The following is a 17,780-nucleotide window of genomic DNA, read 5'->3' on the forward strand; positions in this document are numbered from 1 at the left end:
AGAGGCAGCCTAGAGCTCACGATAACCTATTCCTCTGCACTAAGTGCCAACAAGCGTTTTAAGTTGTCATCAATAAATTTATTATCTGCCCTGTTAATCCCCCGACCAGCAAAATGCCCCCAAATCGACTCGATAGGCTGAAAGGAAGCATTTGGTATATGCTTAGCTTCGTATTTGTTTTCATCCGCTGTACAGAAGAGATCTGTACTCCCAGGCATGATGCAGGCTCTGGCTTTAATAGCTTTAAGGGCCTTATCGAAATCTCCGTTATAGGTTGGGTTTGCACTAATATCGGCAAATTGCCCTGTCCATAACATCGCCATGACATTATGCGGGTCCATCTCCATAAAGCTCTTCTCCCAAACGCCTGCCACAAAGGCTTCTAATGAGTCGAATCCGAGCTCACGATAAAGTTCCTCTCTGTAAAATGACTGTGATACGCCCCACCCCGCATACACGCAGCCTACAGCACGCATATCTGTAGAAGTCAACTGGTTACGTTTATTTGTATCGAAGCCAATTGTCGCCATAAGTGCAGCTTTCATTCCATCCAGAACAACATAAGTTTGCGGCCAAGTCTTTGCGCTTCCACAGAAAGGGGCAATTCGTTCCACCATATCAGGATAACTTGCTCCCCATTGGAATGATTGAATGCCGCCCATTGACCATCCAACCACGAGTGCAATCTTTCGAATGCTAAATTTTTCGGTCACTAGCCGCTGCTGAAATTGGACATTATCATAGATGGTTACCTGGGGAAAATTAGCTCGGTCGAATGGGGGCGGTGTGTTACTGGGAGATGAAGATAACCCGTTGCCAAGTAAATTTGGAACGATAATGAAATACTTCTGCGGGTCCAATGCCATGCCCTTTCCAATCAACCATTCATTCTGAACATGTTGGTCACCAAAAGCAGTTGGATAAATAATAACATTATCTTTCTTTTCATTTAATTTGCCATAGGTCTTATAAGCGAGAAATGCATTCGGCAACGTCGCTCCCGATTGCAAACTTACGTCACCCAAATTAAAAATCTCATAATCCATTATATTGTTCGCTCCCTTCAAAATAAAACACATTAAAGCTATTGCTTGTACTTAGTATAAACCTGTGCTACCCTCAGAAAAAGTGAAGAAAAATCAAAGTAGCATTCAAAATTATTGAAGGAAAGGGAGAGAATACAGTGGAATTACGCCAACTGAACACTTTCCGCACAGTAGCCACAACGTTAAATTTTACTCGAGCGGCGGAAGCTCTAAACTATGTTCCCTCCAACGTCACAATGCAAATAAAAGCATTGGAGGAGGAACTTGGCGTTCGTCTCTTTGATCGCTTAGGTAAGCAGCTTGTTCTCACAACTGCTGGTAAACGCTTTTTAACACATATCCAAGACGTTCTCGACAAATTAGACGAAGCTCGTAGCGCCGTTCTTGATAATGATGATCTAACTGGCACCATCACGATAAGTGCTAACGAAGTTCTTTGCGCCTATCGGCTTCCAGCTGTCTTTCGCCTATTTCGTTCGCGCTATCCGGGAGTACGTCTCATCTTCCGCTCTGTTCCCAATCAGCAACTCAAACAAACACTTTTTGAGGGAGCTGCAGATGTCGTTTTTATGTTAGATGAACCGATTCGTTCTACAGGGCTTGCAGTAGAAAAATTGGTAGAAGAAACATTTCGCCTTTTCGCTTCTCCAGACCATCCACTCGCAAAACAAACGAAGCTAAAGCTAGAAGATTTTCACGGAGAAGTATTCCTAACAAATGAAAAGGGCTGTACCTATCGAACCATGTTTGACCGATCATTTGAACAAGAAGGCATTGATACTATTACGTATTTAGAATTTCAAAATGCTGAAGCCATTAAACAATGTGCAATTACGGGAATCGGCATTGCCTTTCTTCCAGAAATAACAGCGAAGACTGAAGTGGAACGAGGCGAACTTGTGGTTCTTCCTTGGCAAATTCCGGACTTGCATGTATACACACAAATGGCATGGCATAAAGACAAGTGGCTTTCCCCGATCATACAAACTTTTATAGAAGCTGCAAGAGAGGTTATTGATGTAGAGGATGGAAAATAAAGTTACACTCCTCCATCTACGAGAGGATATTTTGAATTGTGTCTTAGCCATTGCATAGTTAATCAAAAAAAGAACATTCATTCAGTTTGAATAAAATCAAAAAACAGACAGGATCAACCATTTCCTGTCTGTGGTATAAACCATATTATTCCTCACTAGCTATTTCGAACTCATCCATCGTAAATTTATCTTTCATATTATAGAGATTTTCATTTTTGACTGTTTCCTTATCCAAGTCTGTTTTTCCTAATTTTTTAACGTTTAATTCACTTCGAACAAGATCATCGTTTTCATCAAGGATTAAGTTACTTGCACCGACAAGCGAGAAATAATCTTTTGTTTTGTCGCTATAATCTTGATTAAACAAAACTTCTCCAAGAGTCACTTTATTTTTGTATAGAAAACGGACTTCATTAGGGGCTTTATTAGCATCAAATGTTGTATTTTCAAACTCTCTTTCCTTTGCAAATAGGAAATATTGTTCGTCCATCTTTGATTGCTCATTTTTTTCAACAGACCTGCCAGTCGCAACATTTTTCCCCTTGTCCAGTATTGCATTCATACCTTTCTGAATTTCGGAATCAATCTTTGCTGTTACAAGGTCCTGAATTTCTCCTAATATGTATTTTTGATCATCTTCGTTTAATTCATCCCATTTCTCAACGTATTTTTCTTTACTAGACACTTTGATTGAATTCGTAAAATCCTGTTCATCCGCCTTATACCCTGACGCTAGTAAATCAGATTTTGGCTCAGCTGTTACCTGGATTTCTTCGTCAATTTTAAAGCGTTGCTCGGGAATGGAATAATTAAATAGGCTTGATACTTCACTTGAGGAGTTTTCTATCACTTTTGCGCTTAAAAACGGAGAAATTCCTTCATATTGTATATCGATTCCAGCAAAGATCTCTTCTTTTGACAAAGCTTTTATTGGTTCTAGGTCTTCAACAGTTACTTTTGGATTTTTTAATTTTAAATCTAATTTAAGTGAATTATCCTCGTCATAGGTTAATTCAAGATCAACTTTATCGCCATTTTTTACATTTTCATTTGGTGTAACCTGCACATCTAAATCAGAGAGCAAGGATTCGAATTCGACCACTTCAGATCGATCCTTTAATTTCATTATTTCATTTAATGCACTAAAGAGACCATCCTTGTCCACATGTACTTGCGCCTTACCGTATTCATCATAACCTTCAAAGTCCACGCGTATTTCTTTATCAATCTCATATGTATTTTTCCCACAAGCAGTAAGTAAAATTAAAATAACTGATATAGATAGAATTGTTAAATATTTTTTCATATAGCTGTACTCCCTTTCAGATAAAACTGTATCTTTTTCATTATGTATCTATCTTTCTAACTAATTTTGTATCGCCTTTTATCCCCCTCCCTTTATCAAACGGATCTGCCCGTTTGGTAACATTTACCTATATTACTATATTCCAAATAGTTTGGACAGGGGGTGCTTATATTTTATTTCAAAATATTCCTATTGAGACGGGGACATGTCAAAATGGCGCACAGGCTGAATTGTACCTGGCGCCATTCATTATTTTTTTTGGTTATTGTCATATTATTCCCACATCTCCTTTTAAGTTTATGAATTTAGGGGGGGTGAATTATCTACGCAAAATAGGATTATTGGTATTGCTTCTAGAGCAACACCAATAATCCTATGGATGAAATACTGTGTTTCACTTATTCATTTCTGCAAGAAAATCTCCTAATAGGCTCTCTAAATCATCGTCTGATGAATCCTCTTCCTCCTCGGAGTAATCTTCTCTTACGCTTTCCAATTCAAGTGAATCTAAATCATCATCGGGCGTATCGAACTCATTGGACGAAGTTGTTTTCTCTAAAGAAGGTGAATCGGTTTCCTCGTTCAATTCCTCCGCCTTAGGTTTTTCCATGGCCTCTTCCTCTTGGAGATATAGTGCTTCATCTAAATTCAAGGAACGACTATTCAACGAAGCCAGCAAGGAAGCGGCACGGCTTGGATCATTTAATAATTGATAAATAATGCTACCAAGCAATGCTTCAGAATGTTCATGCTTTAGCCAATTCCGCTGTGCTTTCGTTAATTTTTGGGGAAGGGGAATAGAAAGGACTTCTTTTTCACTTGAAAGCGACTGACCGACCCCTTGCATCACAAACTCAGCAATTTTGCTGGAAAAGTTCCTTCGTTCTGTTTCCTTTAACCTCTGTAGATGTTTTAATAAATGATCAGGTGTGTCAGAGGGTACGCGAAATGAAATGGCTTGACCTCTCCTCACCTCATTTGAGGCAGACTTTTTCATCAGATCACCTTAATTCTATTTTTTCACCATTTCTTTGGGTGCCTTTTTCTTCTCTGTCTTCCTTGCAAAGTCGGTGATGAGTTTATAATAGGCATTTGCCATCATCCAAATACTCTCTTTTTCATCTTCAAAGAATTCAATATTATATCCATCTAGATTGTTATTTATCGATTTTAGATAATCTTTTAATACAATGGACCCACCGCCAAGAAAATAACAGATTTCAGTTTGTGAGTTTTTTAACCATGTATTGCGTAATAAACGATATTGTTTTTTGGCTAACTCTAGCAATATACGATCTGTAATATCATGAACACTGGTCCGGTTCCCTTTTACCATGATATGATTGCGATTATTTTTCCTAGTTATAATATCCACAACATCACGGCGGCTATCTAATTCCACCCCATGTTTGGATCTAATTTCTTCCCTTATAGCCTCTAGTGATTCAGATACCCCAAGATTAAACCCTTGTGCTTTATCATCATCGACATTCCTGTTTCTTATGACAGCGATATCTGTTGACAAGCCACCAATATCTTGAATTAAAATTCTTTTATCGATTAAATCTTTATTAATGACTTTAAGGTTGTCATCCATTACAAGATTAATAAAGGCAGCAAAGCCCTCAGGATATACCTTTACCTCATTAAATTTAATATTTACCTTGATCCCCTGGTACTTTGGTGTTACGAGAAATTCTACTTGATGAACAGATCCTGTTAATTTCGAACGGTATCCGGCATCCTTGCCCTCTTTTACCTCGCGGAGGGGGAGGCCTGTTCCCAACGTATAGTTCGCATCCACAACATTTTTCTCACGAGGGAAAATGGCTGCATTCTCTTCTCTTACAGCATCCAGCGCCAATGTGGAAAGCAGCATGACCAATGTTTGATCTTCTTCTGATTTTAGACTTCCTGGATCTAACTCTTGAGCATTACTACTTTTTGTCGCTAAGTCACCAATACGATAAACCACATTATTTTCCTTTAGAGCTGGAGAATGCACCTTCAAATGAATCCCCTCGAGCGGATTCTTACTATCTAAATCTTCTATTCCAATTACCGGACGGTCTTCTGTATCCCTTGCAATAATGTTAGGAATATTTAATTCATACTCTAGTTCTCCAAAAATAGACTTAACCGAATCATTCCCAACATCAACTGCTGCAATCCTAGATATAGACATTCATATCATTCCTTTTCACTTAATAGATTTTTACTATGTAAAACAAGTACCATTTAATACCACTTCATATTAAGTTTATAAGAGATTACGAAATTCCACAATGACAGTTACTAAATAAAACAAAATTGTAAACTTGTAAACATTCCGTAAACATAAGTCCACTTGTAAACGCATTTGTATACAATAACGACAAAGGTGTACACATGTTGTTTTATCGGTGTGTAAACGCATTTGTGTACTTGTAAACAATATTGTGCACATATCCGTATACACGTAAACTATTTTGTAAACATATATACTTATCGGGATGAGATACCTGTTTTTTAGTATAGAAGGAGATTAACGGCTTTTTCCTATTGTTGTTTAGTGCTATCCCTTTGGTAAAATCCTTCCTATATTTTTGTCGGAGAAGATAGAAATTTAGGAGCTGATGGCTCTTAAACTAGAAAAGATTATTTGTGCTGTTGCTAGCAAGCTTGCTGACAAGAGAACAAATAACTCCTCCCCTCCCCCACTTATAATGTTTATTTTTTTACTAGGATGTCTCTATATTTTAAGAAATACTTAAAGTGGGGCCCTACCAGATGGGAAACTTTAGAAACGAGATGGTATATCGTTTATTAACCAAAGGTAGCAATTTTGTCATCATGCTAGAGATATTAGGCCAGAGAATCTAATGTCGCCTCCCTTGTGTTCAATCAATATGAGGAAGCAAACGTCTGTGGAAATCTCATAAAATTTGGCTCTATTACCAGAGGGGTTGTAACTTAAATATTCCTATGTTAAATTTATCCACATCTGTTAAATTTAATAAACTTAGGGAAAACATCTAAGGTAATAGATAGAGAGAAACCCATACATAAGGAAGTGAACAACATGAAAAAGTTAGTCTTGCTATTATCTGGCGTGCTCCTCACCTTTTTCCTAGTTGCTTGTTCGGAAAGCACCTCTGCTAACAAGCAAAACGAAGGAAATGATGAAAAACCGGCACAGGAAGATGATACAGCAGATAAGAAGGAGAAACAGGAAGAACCTGAAGAAACTGAGGAAAAGCCGCCCCCTCAACCATACAAAGCATTAGAACCATCAGAAGATGCCACTCCTCTTAAAGATACGTTATCTCAAGAGGATTTGGAGCAGATGCCTCAAGCGGAATCCTATGGAGGAGATCGTACGAGAATGATTGAAGTGGGAGAAACATTGGTAAAGGATGCTGAGGATCAAACTGAAGGGCCATTAAAGAATCATAGACTTGTCGCCTATTATGGGCACCCTAATTCTAGCAATATGGGGATATTAGGAGAAATGGAACCTGATCAATTAATGGAAAAGTTAAAAGAGCAGACACAAGCGTATTCGGATGCCGATCCATCCCGCCCTGCCGTGCCCATGATTGAATTAATCTCTACCGTTGCCCAGCGAGATCCGGGACCTGAAGGGAAGTTCTTCCATAGTACTTCACCGGAGCAAATTGATGAATATGCCGATCTTGCGAAAGAAAACGATGCATTACTAATGCTGGATGTCCAACTCGGAACAGATTCTGTCCTGAATCAAGTTAAATTACTGGAGAAATGGTTGAAGCTCCCTTATGTTCACCTTGCCATTGATACCGAATTCCATGTAGAAGAAGGACAAACTCCTGGTATCGATCTTGGTCAAGTTGACGGAGCTGAAGTACAGGAAGCGGTGGACTACATCACAGAAATGGTAGAGGAAAATGACTTACCAGATAAAATTGTTCTCGTCCATCAGTTCGTGGATGATGCATTAACAAACAAAGAAGCCATCCAACCAACAGATAAGGTCGAAGTCGCCTTGAATTATGACGGTTGGGGTGACTCCAATACGAAAATGTCGCTTTATCGCAAGTTCGTGCGAAATGAAGCAGTCCAATACGGCGGATTCAAGATCTTTTATAACAAAGATGAGCCTGTGCTTAGTCCTGAAGATGTCTTGAAGCTAGACCCCAATCCGGCAATTATTAATTACCAGTAGAAACTATATAGGGCAATAAAAGGAGTGGTCTGCTCCTTTTATTGCCAACTATTTGATCTTTACTATTGGATTTATTAGTTAAAATTAACAGATTATTACAACAAAATTAAAAGTAAATCTTTACTAATGATTTTGAGCTTAATTTCACTGTCCTTTTAATTAAGGTACTTAGTCGCTGCGGAGTATTAGCGGAACAGTTTCCCGTTCCGCTTCACTACTATCGTTTAAATATTAATTTACTAACCACCGGTAAATGGTCTGATGCCTCCGTATATATGACTTCTTGATTGGAAGCCTCTACAGATGGAGATGTTAAAATATAGTCAATTCGCTTGTTTGGATTTTTGACAGGGAATGTATTCGCGTTGTCTTGACCATCAAACACATCAACGAAATTCCCTTCATTTAATAATAATTGGAACTCTTCGCTATGTGATTCTGCATTCAGATCGCCAACAAGTACATTTGGTCCTTCAGAGGAAGATGAAATGTCTATAATTTCCCGCACCTGTGAAACTCTCTCTCCCACACTTAGGCCTAAATGTGTATTATAGAAGTTCACATGTATTCCGCGAACATTGATTTTTGTTCTTAACAATCCACGTTGCTCATTGCCAAAGCTATCTAGATATATATTTTCTGAATCTATAATTGGATATTTACTTAGAACTGCAGTTCCATACTGCCTATTTTCTACTTGCCCTTCAGCTGGTGAACGATCTAAATTCGCTCCATAGACATAATGGTAACCTAATATTTCAGCTAGTTCCTTGGCCTGATCTTGAAAGTCACTTCTGGAGCTATAAAAACGATCCACCTCTTGAATTCCAACAATTTCTGCCCCTGCACCTTTAATTACTTGCGCTGTTCTTTGCAAGTCCAAGATATTGTCAAGCCCTGCTCCATGATGAATATTAAATGACATGACCTTTACATCAACTTCTTTTCCATACCCTTGCGCAGAAGCCTGTCCCGTTATAAAAAATATCATGATAATACTTAAAAACAACCCTAGCATTTTTTTCATCAATTCATTTCCTCCCCTTCTTTGTTTGATTACAAAATCTACTAAAACGACTTCTCATTTTCACCCCTGATTAATCAAGGTGCTAAGTGCGCGTTTCCATGATGTTGTATGTTCATCCCAGCTTTCAGGAAAGGAACCTTATTTATGCGAGTCCCAATATAGCTGTAAAACATCTAAAGCGTTAGTTCTAAAATAAAAATCGGTCACTTCTCCTAGTACTCATAAAGTATATTTCGCCATTCTATTTAAATACCCTTCAAATTATATTTTGTAGCATATTTCACTAATTCACTTTTTCGAAAATTTACAGTTTTATCACTCCCCCCCTTTTTCAATAAAACAATCCCCTTCTAAGTATAAAGGCAGAATACAAGCATTGTTTTCATGTACTTTTCTAACTAATTTTATTTTATTTTTTAAAATGGGTATTTAATTTCAATTGCTATTGTATCCATAATAGTGTACGATACATAGTATAAACCATATAGTGTATGTAATACAGCATATAAAATTGAGGTGGAGGAATGAGCACTTTACTAAATTCATTAACGACAGAGCTTAGGAGAGGGACGCTAACATTAGCCGTTTTAAGTCAATTGCGAACACCACAGTACGGATATTCACTTGTTCAGTTATTGGAGGAATCGAGCATTAATATTGATCAAAGCACCTTATATCCATTGCTTCGCCGTTTAGAAAAACAGGAGTTAGTAACGAGTAGTTGGGATACATCAGAGAGCAGGCCCCGTAAGTATTATGTTCTAAGTGAATTCGGTCTCGAAATCTTTTTGCAGTTAAAAAAAGAATGGATTAAAAATTCGAAAGAACTTTATGGTTTATTAGAAGGGGAGAAGGAAAATGAATCTGATTGAGGTTTATATACAAGAAGTCACTCGCAGGCTGCCTGAAAAAAATCGTGAGGATATTGCACTCGAGTTACGGTCAACCATTGAGGATATGCTGCCTGATGATTACGATGAAAAAGATGTAAATGGAGTTCTTGAAAAATTAGGGAATCCAGCAGCATTAGCCAGTGGATATCGAGATCAACCAATGCATCTAATTGGACCGCGCTATTTTGATGTATATGTCTCTTTATTAAAAATGATTTTGCCAATTGCTGCTACTATTTCTCTAATCTCGATTATTGCAGAATATTTTATAGGGTATACTGGCGAAGAAGCAGTAATGAATGTGTTTATAGATATTATTGCTTTGGGTATATGGAAAATCATTGAAGTTGGCATCCACACCTTTTTCTGGCTAACGCTTGTTTTCGCCATTATAGAAAGAACAGATAAAGGAAAAGACCCGCAGCCATTATCCATAAATCTTAAAAAATGGACACCTGATGATTTGAAAAACAGCCTTTATATTCCTAAGAAAAAGGCGATTACGAAGCTCGAAGTATTTGGCTATTTAATGTGGACAGCAATTTGGGCAACCCTTTACTTTAATGCAAATCACCTCTTAGGTGTATATGAAGGCGGCCCAGATCGAATCGAATTCGTATTTCCAGCTTTAAATCAAGATGTTTTACTTCGTTATTGGCCAATTGTCCTCGTGATCATTGCACTGGAAATTGGATTATCTCTCTACAAATTAATCAAAGGGCAATGGACAAAGAGAATGGCGATCTTTACTGGTGCTCTTGAGCTTATCGCAACAATTGTATTCATAGTCATATTAAGTAATCCGAATTTAATGAACCAAGAATTTATTACGTATATGAGTGATTTATTTAATACAACAGCTACACAATTTCAAACAGGGTTAGTAGGAGCCGTAATAATCATATTTATTTTATCTGCGGCATTCACTGTTTTCGATGGATTTCGTAAGGCTAGAATCCGTTAATTCTTTTGATTATAAAAGAGGAGTGCTTGTCCAATAAGGGATCCCACCAACAACAAAGCGCAAAACATACGTTAAGCACATTTCGTCATAAGAAAAGCCGATTTTTCCTACGCTAAGGAATCTTCGGCTTTATTTTATTGAACAAGAGGATGGGTGCATCTAAGCTTGCTACCTTCATCATGTCAAAAGTGTATCCCCAAAGAGAATTAATATGTTCCCACCCATGTTTTAGTACGTCTTCTCGAAAATTACCTTTTTCCTTTAATAATTTTGTTGCTTCGGTAAGATATATGAGTTTTTGGGACGAATAATAAAATGTGTACTTTTTTGACTCCATTTTTAGCTTTGTTCAGAAATAAAATCCGTATAATTAAATATCTAGTATTGTGGAACTAAAAAGGACAAAATGACTCCCCTTTTTTAAAGGAAATTATTACACACATGGAGTATATAAGATGAAATGGAATCCTTAAGTATCCAATTCATTCAATATTTTCCGCAAAGAAAATTAATAAAATTTTTTTTGAGGATATGTCGATTTTGCTTATAGTGGCTCGTCGTTTTATTAGAAGAGGAATAATCTTTAATATTGGAAGCTAAATATCTAGAAAATCAGTTACAACAACAAAGGAGGGAAAATTAATGTATTTAGTTACTTCAAAAGACGGAACGAAAATCGCTTATGACAAAGTTGGCCAAGGACCAGCGCTCATCCTAGTAGCGGGTGCATTCAGCTATCGAAAATTTCCGCAGCAGGTGGAGCTGGCTAACTTGTTGTCCGAGTACTTCACGGTTTACAACTACGACCGCCGTGGCCGAGGAGATAGCGGTGATACACAGCCATATGGCGTTGGACGTGAAATTGAAGATCTTCAGGCTTTAATTGATGAAGCTGGTGGATCGGCACATGTTTGGGGATTATCTTCGGGAGCTGTTCTAGCCCTACTAGCAGCAAAGAAAGGGGTAAACATTTCTAAACTAGCTCTGCACGAACCTCCTTTCGTGGTAAAAGCGGAGGATCGTATGCCACCGAAAGATTTTACAAAGCATATCGCTGAACTTATTTCCAAGGATAACAGAGCGGAAGCCATTATGTACTTTATGGCTAAGGGTATGGGGGCACCATCATTTGTTGTCAGAATGATGCGCATTATGCCGGGAGTGTGGTCAAAACTTATGGCGGTTGCACATACGCTTCCCTATGATGCTGCTTTGTTAGATGGCTACATGGAAGGAAAGGGGCTTTCTGCTGAATGGTGGAGCAGTGTTACGATGCCAACGCTGGTGCTAGAAGGGACAGAGAGCCCTGCATCTCTTCGTCATAGTGCTCAAGCATTGGCAGACGTACTCCCCAATGCGCAATTGCTGAGTAAAAAAGGTCTCGGCCATACTAAGAAGCTTAATACAAAAAAGATATCACCAGAGCTTACCGTATTTTTTACGGCTAATCTCTAATTAGGCAAAAATTTTTACAAAAAGGCATTACGAATATCGATTTAACAGGTGGGTATTCGTTGTATAAAATAGAAGCGGATTTGCTGATGCAATTTTACACCGAATAGAATGAAGATTCACCCTAAAAAATAGGAGGTTATTACTTATGAGATTTATGATGATTGTAAAAGCGACTACAGACTCTGAGGAAGGAAAAATGCCGAGCCCAGAGCTTATTGAGGCGATGCAGAAGTATAACGAAGAATTGGTGAAAGCGGGTGTTTTATTAGCAGGAGATGGACTACATCCTAGTTCAAGTGGAATAAGGATTTCCTATCCGGAACCGGGTGGTAAACCAAATATTATGGACGGTCCGTTTACGGAGGCAAAAGAAATAATTGCGGGATATACTTTGATTGAAGTTAAATCAAGAGAAGAAGCGATTGAATGGGCATTAAGGATGCCAGATCCACATGGATTTGGACAGGGAGAAATTGAGCTTAGACAGGTATTTGAGGCAGTGGACCTAACAGATAATCCGGAATTCCTAGAAAAAGAAGCAGCACTTCGCAAGAATGTAGAGGAGCGAAAGGCGTGAGTTTGCCCCAAGCACAAAGAACAATTGAAGCGATATGGCGAATAGAGTCACCAAAAATCATTGCAAAGTTAACCGGAATGGTACGGGATGTTGGTCTTGCAGAGGATCTTGCTCAGGATGCTTTGGTGATTGCTCTTGAAAAATGGCCGCATGCCGGGATACCAGACAATCCTGGCGCATGGCTGATGTTGACGGCGAAACGGCGTGCGATTGATCTATTGCGAAGAACAAAGATTCGTGATCAAAAATATGCCGAGATTGCTAAGAATACGGATTTATATACCGAGGAAGACATGGATCATGTACTGGATGGGGAGATTGGTGACGATCTCCTTCGTCTGATTTTTATGACCTGTCACCCAGTATTATCACAGGATGCCAGAATTGCCTTGACACTGCGCTTGTTATGCGGACTTACCACGGTAGAAATTGCGCGTTCATTCCTCGTCGGTGAATCAACCATTGCTCAGAGAATTGTCCGTGCTAAAAGGACCCTTAACGAAAAAAAGATCCCTTTTGAAGTACCTCTTGGAGAGGAACTTAATGATCGCCTGTCGACCGTACTTGAGGTGATTTACCTTATGTTTAATGAAGGGTATTCAGCAACTTCCGGGGAACATTGGATCCGGCCTTTGCTATGCCAAGAGGCACTGAGACTGGGACGTATCCTCGCCGAAATCGCACCTAATGAGCCCGAAGCTCATGGACTCGTCGCTTTAATGGAAATTCAATTTTCCCGGTTCAAAACTCGAGTTAATTCGAAAGGAGAACCTGTTCTTCTTATGGATCAAAACCGAGCACAGTGGGATCAATTATTGATTCGCCGTGGTTTGGCAGCACTGGGGCGCAGCAGGAAGTTAGGGCGTTCACTTGGGCCATATTCATTGCAGGCAGCCATCTCCGCTTGCCATGCTCAGGCACCGACTCCGGAGAAGACAGATTGGCCACAAATTGCCGCTCTTTATGAAGCTCTTTCGATTGTAATGCCCTCGCCAATCGTAGAGTTAAACCGTGCAGTTGCTATTTCCATGGCATTTGGTCCGGACATCGGCATCCAGATTGTAGACAAGTTGAATGCTGACCCATCCTTAAAGAACTATCATCTATTGCCAAGTGTTCGCGGAGATCTTCTGGTGAAGCTTGGGCGTTACGATGAAGCTCGGGCAGAATTTGAACATGCTGCATCACTAACTCAGAATGAACGTGAACGAACCCTTCTACTTAATCGTGCAATGGAATGTGGAAAAGGAACATCTACATAACGTGAACCTTCAATCAGTGGGAGTTTTCTTTCATCCCCCGCTGATTTCAGGCTAAAAAACGCGACGTTCTGTCGCTTCGTCTGCACTAGTACATCCTATACGCCGCTATGCCTTTGTGACCAACGTCTTGTTGGCCTAAACGACTTTTACTCAAAAAGGCAAAAGCGCCTGTCCAGCGACGTACAAATTTAAAGGGTTCTGACGAGATAAAGGAAACACGACGAGCCCAAAGGGCGAATCGATGTTGACTTATGCAAACAGAAATCGTAAATTTGCTAGTCCCTAGGCGCTGAAGCTAGATTAGGGCAGTGTATCCCCCTCCTATGCTGCTTCGTTATTCTCTAAGCCTTGTGGTGGGGGTATTACTGCCCGTTACTGCGGGATAAATTTTTCCAAGCTTTGTCGATTCTCTCGTTCCTTATTCGTTGTGTTGGTAAAGGAATAGCTTGAGCAGTCTATTTTGCTCTTCATTCCTTCCAAATAAAACGAGGAGGAAAAACAATGAGATTTTTATTGATTGTCAAAGCCACAGAGTACTCGGAGGCAGGACTAGCCGACGAAAGGGATTACCTTCAGGCAATGATTTCGTATAAAAAGTCGCTGGCTAAAAAAGGTGTACTTCTTGCCGATGAAGGGTTTCAGCCAAGTTCAACCGGTTTAAGAATAACGTATCCAAAGAAAGGTGGAAAACCACAGGTATTGACTGGACCGTTTCCGGTAGATCAAGAGCTTATCATGGAATATATGTTGATTAATGTGACTACGGAGGACGAGGCGCTAAACTGGGCGCTAAGAATGCCGGTTCCGAAGGAGAGAAGCAAGTACAGAATAGAATTGCGAAGACTAAAAGAGAAACTAGAGTCCATACAAGACCCCCGAATAAAGGTGATGGAAGCTTCTTTACAAGAACACCTTGATATGTTGAAAAAAAATTAAAAAAGTTTTTTCTTTTGTCGATTTCACCAATGTATAGTCGTCGTATTTATAGAAGGATAAATTAAAATGAAAGGTTGTTGAAAAAAATGGGAGCACAATTAAACTCGTATCTAATGTCAGAGGATGCAAGAAGCCAGGCGGATTTTTACGTAGAATCACTCGGTGGGGAAATACTATCACTTAAAACATTCGGTGAGGCACCAGGAACTCCAGAAGCGATGAAGGATAAAGTTATGCATCTGTCTTTGATGGTTGCCGGAAAGAATATGCTAATGATCTCCGATTCCTTTGAATCGGTATCCAACAGCCGCAGTATCAGTCTTGCTTTAACCTATGATAATGAGTCTGAAGCTAGAGAGGCTTACGACAAGCTTGGTGAGTGTGGAGAAAACAAGTACCCCTTTGCTTTGCAACCATGGGGCGCAAACTATGGAGAAGTTATCGATAAATTCGGTGTTACGTGGATGATTACCAAACCGTAAACTAACCCAAATGCAAAAAAATTCACTATTTACAAAAAGGAGAGAATGTACATGAATCAGGAAGTAACCGATTTTATTGATGCAATAAAAGAACCCTGGCAGGTAGAACTTGCCACTAATCTGCGGGAGGCCGTCCACAAGGCCATACCAGATGTACATGAACGCATTCAATACAAAAAGCCGCATTTTTTAAGAAATGGAAAATATGCAGCTGTTATCTCGACATCTAAAGCAGCAGTCAGCTTTACCATTTTTAATGCCGTCACACTGGATCTTCCAGAATGCATGTTCGATGGACCTTCAGAAAGAAAGACACTGAAGCTTCGTAAAGGGGATACGATTGATCTAGAACTGCTTGTCTCACTAGTTAATCAAGCCTCATCAGTGCTTTAATTTCAGATCAATTCTATGAATGATTAATTTTTTGGGAATACACCTTTGACATGAAGAAAGTAGCAAGCTTAGATTCACTCCGCCCTCTTTTTCAATAAAATAAAGCCAGTGATTCCTTAGCGTAGGAAAAATCGCTTTTTCCATGTCAAAATTTACTTAGCGTATGTTTTGCGCGTTTTGTTGGCAGGCCCCCAATAAGTACGCACCAAATTTACCGGTTCAATACCATCTAACTTAAATTATATTAGTTATTCAGGAACACATTCGTTGAAGTATATAGGTATGGAGATTACCATCCTCTTAGCTACCGTAAAAAATTCCTTAATTCATGAGTTTCCGAACACTTCCACTGTTATTTTAATTTTTATTAAACAAATAGCGTAATTATTGCAGATCAAAAGCCTTCTTTACACCGCTTTATATAGTCCAAAGGGACAGGTACAAAAACAATCTCATGTTGTTTTTGTACCTGCCCCCCATTCATCATACCAGACACCCGCCCCTCGCTGGATGGCTGAGATGTATTTCTACCTTATTTCACCAGATAACAGCCCCACTTCCTGCAATCCACGGACAATTCCATTATCGTCAACATCAGTAGTCACAAAATCAGCGTGTTTTTTAACTTCGTCCTGGGCATTGCCCATTGCAATGCCAACACCGGCTTGTTGGAGCATTTCTATATCATTCAATCCATCGCCGAAGGTATAGACATCCCTCATGTCGATCTTAAGCTTTCGAGTCATGGCTTTTATCGCTTCTGCCTTAGACCTGCCTGAAGGGATAACATCCAGCGCTTGATCACTCCATCTAACAAAAGAGTAATGATCATGAAAGTCTTTCAGATAGTGATCTTCATTCTCTTTTATAAATATAATCGCTTGATAGATATCCGAATAACTTTTTGGACTATTTATCATATGTGCCTCTTTCCAAGCTGTAAAGTTCTCCTGGGTTTGCTGCTCCATCTCTAAAACCGCCTCATTCAGATAGATGATTTGGTGATGATGTTTTTCTACTGTTTTTGATAAGCTTTTTAAATACTGAGAATCTAAATAATGTTTAGAGATGATCTTGTTCATACAGACAACATATTGGCCGTTGAAACTGACATATGAAGTCATATTTAACGCTTTTAACAAAGGTTGGATCGTGTTAGGGCCTCTACCTGTTGCGATGGCCGTGAAGATGCCATTATTCTGTAAAGCGGTAATCGCCTTTTTGGTTGATTCTGCAAGGCGCTTATCACGTCCAATTAATGTTCCATCAATATCAAAAAATACTGCTTTTCTCATGTTCCAACTCCTATTTCATCATTACTCCTTGATCGAGCCAATCAAAACGCCTTGTACAAAATATCTTTGTAAAAAAGGATAGACAATTAATAAAGGTAATGCCGCCACAATAATTACTGCATATTTAACAAGGGCTGCGGTTTTCACTTGTTCGACTAAAGAATCCCCTAGTGCGGCTCCGCCTCCTGCAGCCGTATCGATTTCATGGATAATTAATATTTCCCGCAATATTAGTTGCAATGGAAATAAATTAGTGTCCGTCAGGTAGATTAAAGCTGTAAAATATTGATTCCACAGGCTTACTCCATGGAATAGCGCCATAACTGCAATGATAGGCGCAGATAAAGGCAGAACAATTTTGAAAAAAGTATATAAATCTGATGCCCCATCCATTCTAGATGCCTCAACGAGTTGATCTGGAACATTTTGCTCAAAGAAGGTTCTAGCAACTAGAATCGACCATGCACCCACTACCCCTGGTACGACAATGGCCCAGATCGTGTCCACCATTCCGAGTGATTTTACCACTAAGTAAGTAGGGATTAAGCCACCATTAAATAACATTGTAAATAGAACAAACCAGAGGATTAACTTTTTCCCCATCACTTCCTTTCTGGATAATGCATACGCACAAGGAAGCAATATAACCAGATGCAATAGTGTGCCTAGTAATGTATATAGAATTGTATTTCGATATCCAAGCCAGATGGCATCGTTTTCAAAAATCACTTTAAAGCCTTTAAACGTGATATCGACTGGCCATAACCACATTTTCCCTGTACTGACCGCAGATGGATCACTTATAGACGCACTGATTGCGAAAACTAAGGGATAAATAATGATGATGGTAACGATCAGGACGAAAATTTTATTTAATAGATCAAATGTGTTATCAGATAGACCTCTGGTAGCCATTATGTCACC

At 39.2% G+C, this 17,780-nt stretch carries 17 protein-coding genes and 1 pseudogene; 10 read left to right on the top strand and 8 right to left on the bottom strand.

From position 1 onward, the window contains the following. Window positions 1-26 precede the first annotated feature (26 nt). Window positions 27-1,046, bottom strand: coding sequence for an alpha/beta fold hydrolase (locus KI375_RS13995; RefSeq protein ID WP_212974094.1), 1,020 nt, complete (start codon window positions 1,044-1,046; stop codon window positions 27-29). 137 nt (window positions 1,047-1,183) lie between these two features. Between KI375_RS13995 and KI375_RS14000 the strand changes: the two genes are divergently transcribed. Further along, the gene (locus KI375_RS14000) at window positions 1,184-2,083 is read left to right on the top strand and encodes a LysR family transcriptional regulator (RefSeq protein ID WP_212974095.1); all 900 of its coding nucleotides are present in this window, start codon (window positions 1,184-1,186) and stop codon (window positions 2,081-2,083) included. Window positions 2,084-2,228: 145 nt separating this feature from the next. Here the strand turns inward: KI375_RS14000 and KI375_RS14005 are convergent, their stop codons facing one another. From KI375_RS14005 to KI375_RS14015, 3 genes are all read right to left on the bottom strand, one after another. Further along, window positions 2,229-3,389 carry an LPS-assembly lipoprotein LptE gene (locus KI375_RS14005; RefSeq protein WP_212974096.1) on the bottom strand — a complete coding sequence of 387 codons (1,161 nt, stop codon included), beginning with the start codon at window positions 3,387-3,389 and terminating at the stop codon, window positions 2,229-2,231. Between the two features lie 394 nt (window positions 3,390-3,783). Further along, on the bottom strand, window positions 3,784-4,386 hold the full coding sequence (locus KI375_RS14010; RefSeq protein WP_212974097.1) for a hypothetical protein: 603 nt from the start codon (window positions 4,384-4,386) through the stop codon (window positions 3,784-3,786). A 15-nt stretch (window positions 4,387-4,401) separates the two neighbouring features. Beyond that, window positions 4,402-5,574 (bottom strand): ParM/StbA family protein, encoded by a 1,173-nt coding sequence (locus KI375_RS14015; protein WP_207453839.1) that lies wholly within the window; start codon window positions 5,572-5,574, stop codon window positions 4,402-4,404. A gap of 876 nt (window positions 5,575-6,450) precedes the next feature. Here KI375_RS14015 and KI375_RS14020 point away from each other — a divergent pair. Continuing rightward, entirely contained in the window at window positions 6,451-7,572 is a 1,122-nt protein-coding gene (locus KI375_RS14020; protein WP_212974098.1) for a hypothetical protein, read from the top strand. Between the two features lie 217 nt (window positions 7,573-7,789). On the opposite strand, the gene KI375_RS14025 is transcribed toward KI375_RS14020, so the two are convergent. Further along, window positions 7,790-8,599 carry an endonuclease/exonuclease/phosphatase family protein gene (locus KI375_RS14025; RefSeq protein WP_212974099.1) on the bottom strand — a complete coding sequence of 270 codons (810 nt, stop codon included), beginning with the start codon at window positions 8,597-8,599 and terminating at the stop codon, window positions 7,790-7,792. Window positions 8,600-9,123: 524 nt separating this feature from the next. Between KI375_RS14025 and KI375_RS14030 the strand changes: the two genes are divergently transcribed. Both KI375_RS14030 and KI375_RS14035 read left to right on the top strand, forming a co-directional pair. Next, window positions 9,124-9,471 (top strand): PadR family transcriptional regulator, encoded by a 348-nt coding sequence (locus tag KI375_RS14030; RefSeq protein WP_212974100.1) that lies wholly within the window; start codon window positions 9,124-9,126, stop codon window positions 9,469-9,471. Beyond that, on the top strand, window positions 9,458-10,456 hold the full coding sequence (locus tag KI375_RS14035; protein ID WP_212974101.1) for an HAAS signaling domain-containing protein: 999 nt from the start codon (window positions 9,458-9,460) through the stop codon (window positions 10,454-10,456). The genes KI375_RS14030 and KI375_RS14035 overlap by 14 nt, the downstream gene beginning before the upstream one ends. Window positions 10,457-10,568: 112 nt before the next feature. Here KI375_RS14035 and KI375_RS27960 read toward each other — a convergent pair. Next, a pseudogene (locus KI375_RS27960) lies at window positions 10,569-10,748 on the bottom strand (hypothetical protein); the annotation flags it as partial. 350 nt (window positions 10,749-11,098) lie between these two features. Between KI375_RS27960 and KI375_RS14040 the strand changes: the two are divergent. The 6 genes from KI375_RS14040 (at window position 11,099) to KI375_RS14065 (ending at window position 15,561) form a co-directional block, all read left to right on the top strand. After that, complete coding sequence (locus tag KI375_RS14040; protein ID WP_212974102.1) at window positions 11,099-11,911, top strand: alpha/beta fold hydrolase; 813 nt, start codon at window positions 11,099-11,101, stop codon at window positions 11,909-11,911. A gap of 145 nt (window positions 11,912-12,056) precedes the next feature. Further along, window positions 12,057-12,488: a YciI family protein gene (locus tag KI375_RS14045; RefSeq protein ID WP_212974103.1), complete on the top strand. Its 432-nt coding sequence runs from the start codon at window positions 12,057-12,059 to the stop codon at window positions 12,486-12,488. Continuing rightward, the gene (locus KI375_RS14050; protein WP_212974104.1) at window positions 12,485-13,750 is read left to right on the top strand and encodes an RNA polymerase sigma factor; all 1,266 of its coding nucleotides are present in this window, start codon (window positions 12,485-12,487) and stop codon (window positions 13,748-13,750) included. Before KI375_RS14045 ends, KI375_RS14050 begins: the two co-directional genes overlap by 4 nt. Window positions 13,751-14,251: 501 nt before the next feature. Next, window positions 14,252-14,686, top strand: coding sequence for a YciI family protein (locus KI375_RS14055; RefSeq protein ID WP_212974105.1), 435 nt, complete (start codon window positions 14,252-14,254; stop codon window positions 14,684-14,686). A gap of 86 nt (window positions 14,687-14,772) precedes the next feature. Next, window positions 14,773-15,168 carry a VOC family protein gene (locus KI375_RS14060; protein WP_212974106.1) on the top strand — a complete coding sequence of 132 codons (396 nt, stop codon included), beginning with the start codon at window positions 14,773-14,775 and terminating at the stop codon, window positions 15,166-15,168. Window positions 15,169-15,219: 51 nt separating this feature from the next. Then, window positions 15,220-15,561, top strand: coding sequence for a DUF1801 domain-containing protein (locus KI375_RS14065; protein ID WP_212974107.1), 342 nt, complete (start codon window positions 15,220-15,222; stop codon window positions 15,559-15,561). A 527-nt stretch (window positions 15,562-16,088) separates the two neighbouring features. Here the strand turns inward: KI375_RS14065 and KI375_RS14070 are convergent. Both KI375_RS14070 and KI375_RS14075 read right to left on the bottom strand, forming a co-directional pair. After that, the gene (locus KI375_RS14070; protein WP_212974108.1) at window positions 16,089-16,856 is read right to left on the bottom strand and encodes a Cof-type HAD-IIB family hydrolase; all 768 of its coding nucleotides are present in this window, start codon (window positions 16,854-16,856) and stop codon (window positions 16,089-16,091) included. 21 nt (window positions 16,857-16,877) lie between these two features. Next, window positions 16,878-17,771, bottom strand: a complete 894-nt coding sequence (locus KI375_RS14075) for a carbohydrate ABC transporter permease (protein ID WP_212974109.1) — start codon at window positions 17,769-17,771, stop codon at window positions 16,878-16,880. Window positions 17,772-17,780: the final 9 nt, after the last annotated feature.

Origin of the sequence: Bacillus sp. J14TS2 (assembly GCF_018333015.1) — a bacterium.
Lineage (GTDB): Bacteria > Bacillota > Bacilli > Bacillales > Bacillaceae_C > Lederbergia.

Bases quoted from the DNA above. Each gene is read 5' to 3' on its own strand.
- KI375_RS13995 (WP_212974094.1), bottom strand. From the start codon at position 1,046: ATGGATTATGAGATTTTTAATTTGGGTGACGTAAGTTTGCAATCGGGA.
- KI375_RS14005 (WP_212974096.1), bottom strand. From the start codon at position 3,389: ATGAAAAAATATTTAACAATTCTATCTATATCAGTTATTTTAATTTTA.
- KI375_RS14010 (WP_212974097.1), bottom strand. From the start codon at position 4,386: ATGAAAAAGTCTGCCTCAAATGAGGTGAGGAGAGGTCAAGCCATTTCA.
- KI375_RS14015 (WP_207453839.1), bottom strand. From the start codon at position 5,574: ATGTCTATATCTAGGATTGCAGCAGTTGATGTTGGGAATGATTCGGTT.
- KI375_RS14020 (WP_212974098.1), top strand. From the start codon at position 6,451: ATGAAAAAGTTAGTCTTGCTATTATCTGGCGTGCTCCTCACCTTTTTC.
- KI375_RS14025 (WP_212974099.1), bottom strand. From the start codon at position 8,599: ATGAAAAAAATGCTAGGGTTGTTTTTAAGTATTATCATGATATTTTTT.
- KI375_RS14030 (WP_212974100.1), top strand. From the start codon at position 9,124: ATGAGCACTTTACTAAATTCATTAACGACAGAGCTTAGGAGAGGGACG.
- KI375_RS14035 (WP_212974101.1), top strand. From the start codon at position 9,458: ATGAATCTGATTGAGGTTTATATACAAGAAGTCACTCGCAGGCTGCCT.
- KI375_RS14040 (WP_212974102.1), top strand. From the start codon at position 11,099: ATGTATTTAGTTACTTCAAAAGACGGAACGAAAATCGCTTATGACAAA.
- KI375_RS14045 (WP_212974103.1), top strand. From the start codon at position 12,057: ATGAGATTTATGATGATTGTAAAAGCGACTACAGACTCTGAGGAAGGA.
- KI375_RS14055 (WP_212974105.1), top strand. From the start codon at position 14,252: ATGAGATTTTTATTGATTGTCAAAGCCACAGAGTACTCGGAGGCAGGA.
- KI375_RS14060 (WP_212974106.1), top strand. From the start codon at position 14,773: ATGGGAGCACAATTAAACTCGTATCTAATGTCAGAGGATGCAAGAAGC.
- KI375_RS14065 (WP_212974107.1), top strand. From the start codon at position 15,220: ATGAATCAGGAAGTAACCGATTTTATTGATGCAATAAAAGAACCCTGG.
- KI375_RS14070 (WP_212974108.1), bottom strand. From the start codon at position 16,856: ATGAGAAAAGCAGTATTTTTTGATATTGATGGAACATTAATTGGACGT.
- KI375_RS14075 (WP_212974109.1), bottom strand. From the start codon at position 17,771: ATGGCTACCAGAGGTCTATCTGATAACACATTTGATCTATTAAATAAA.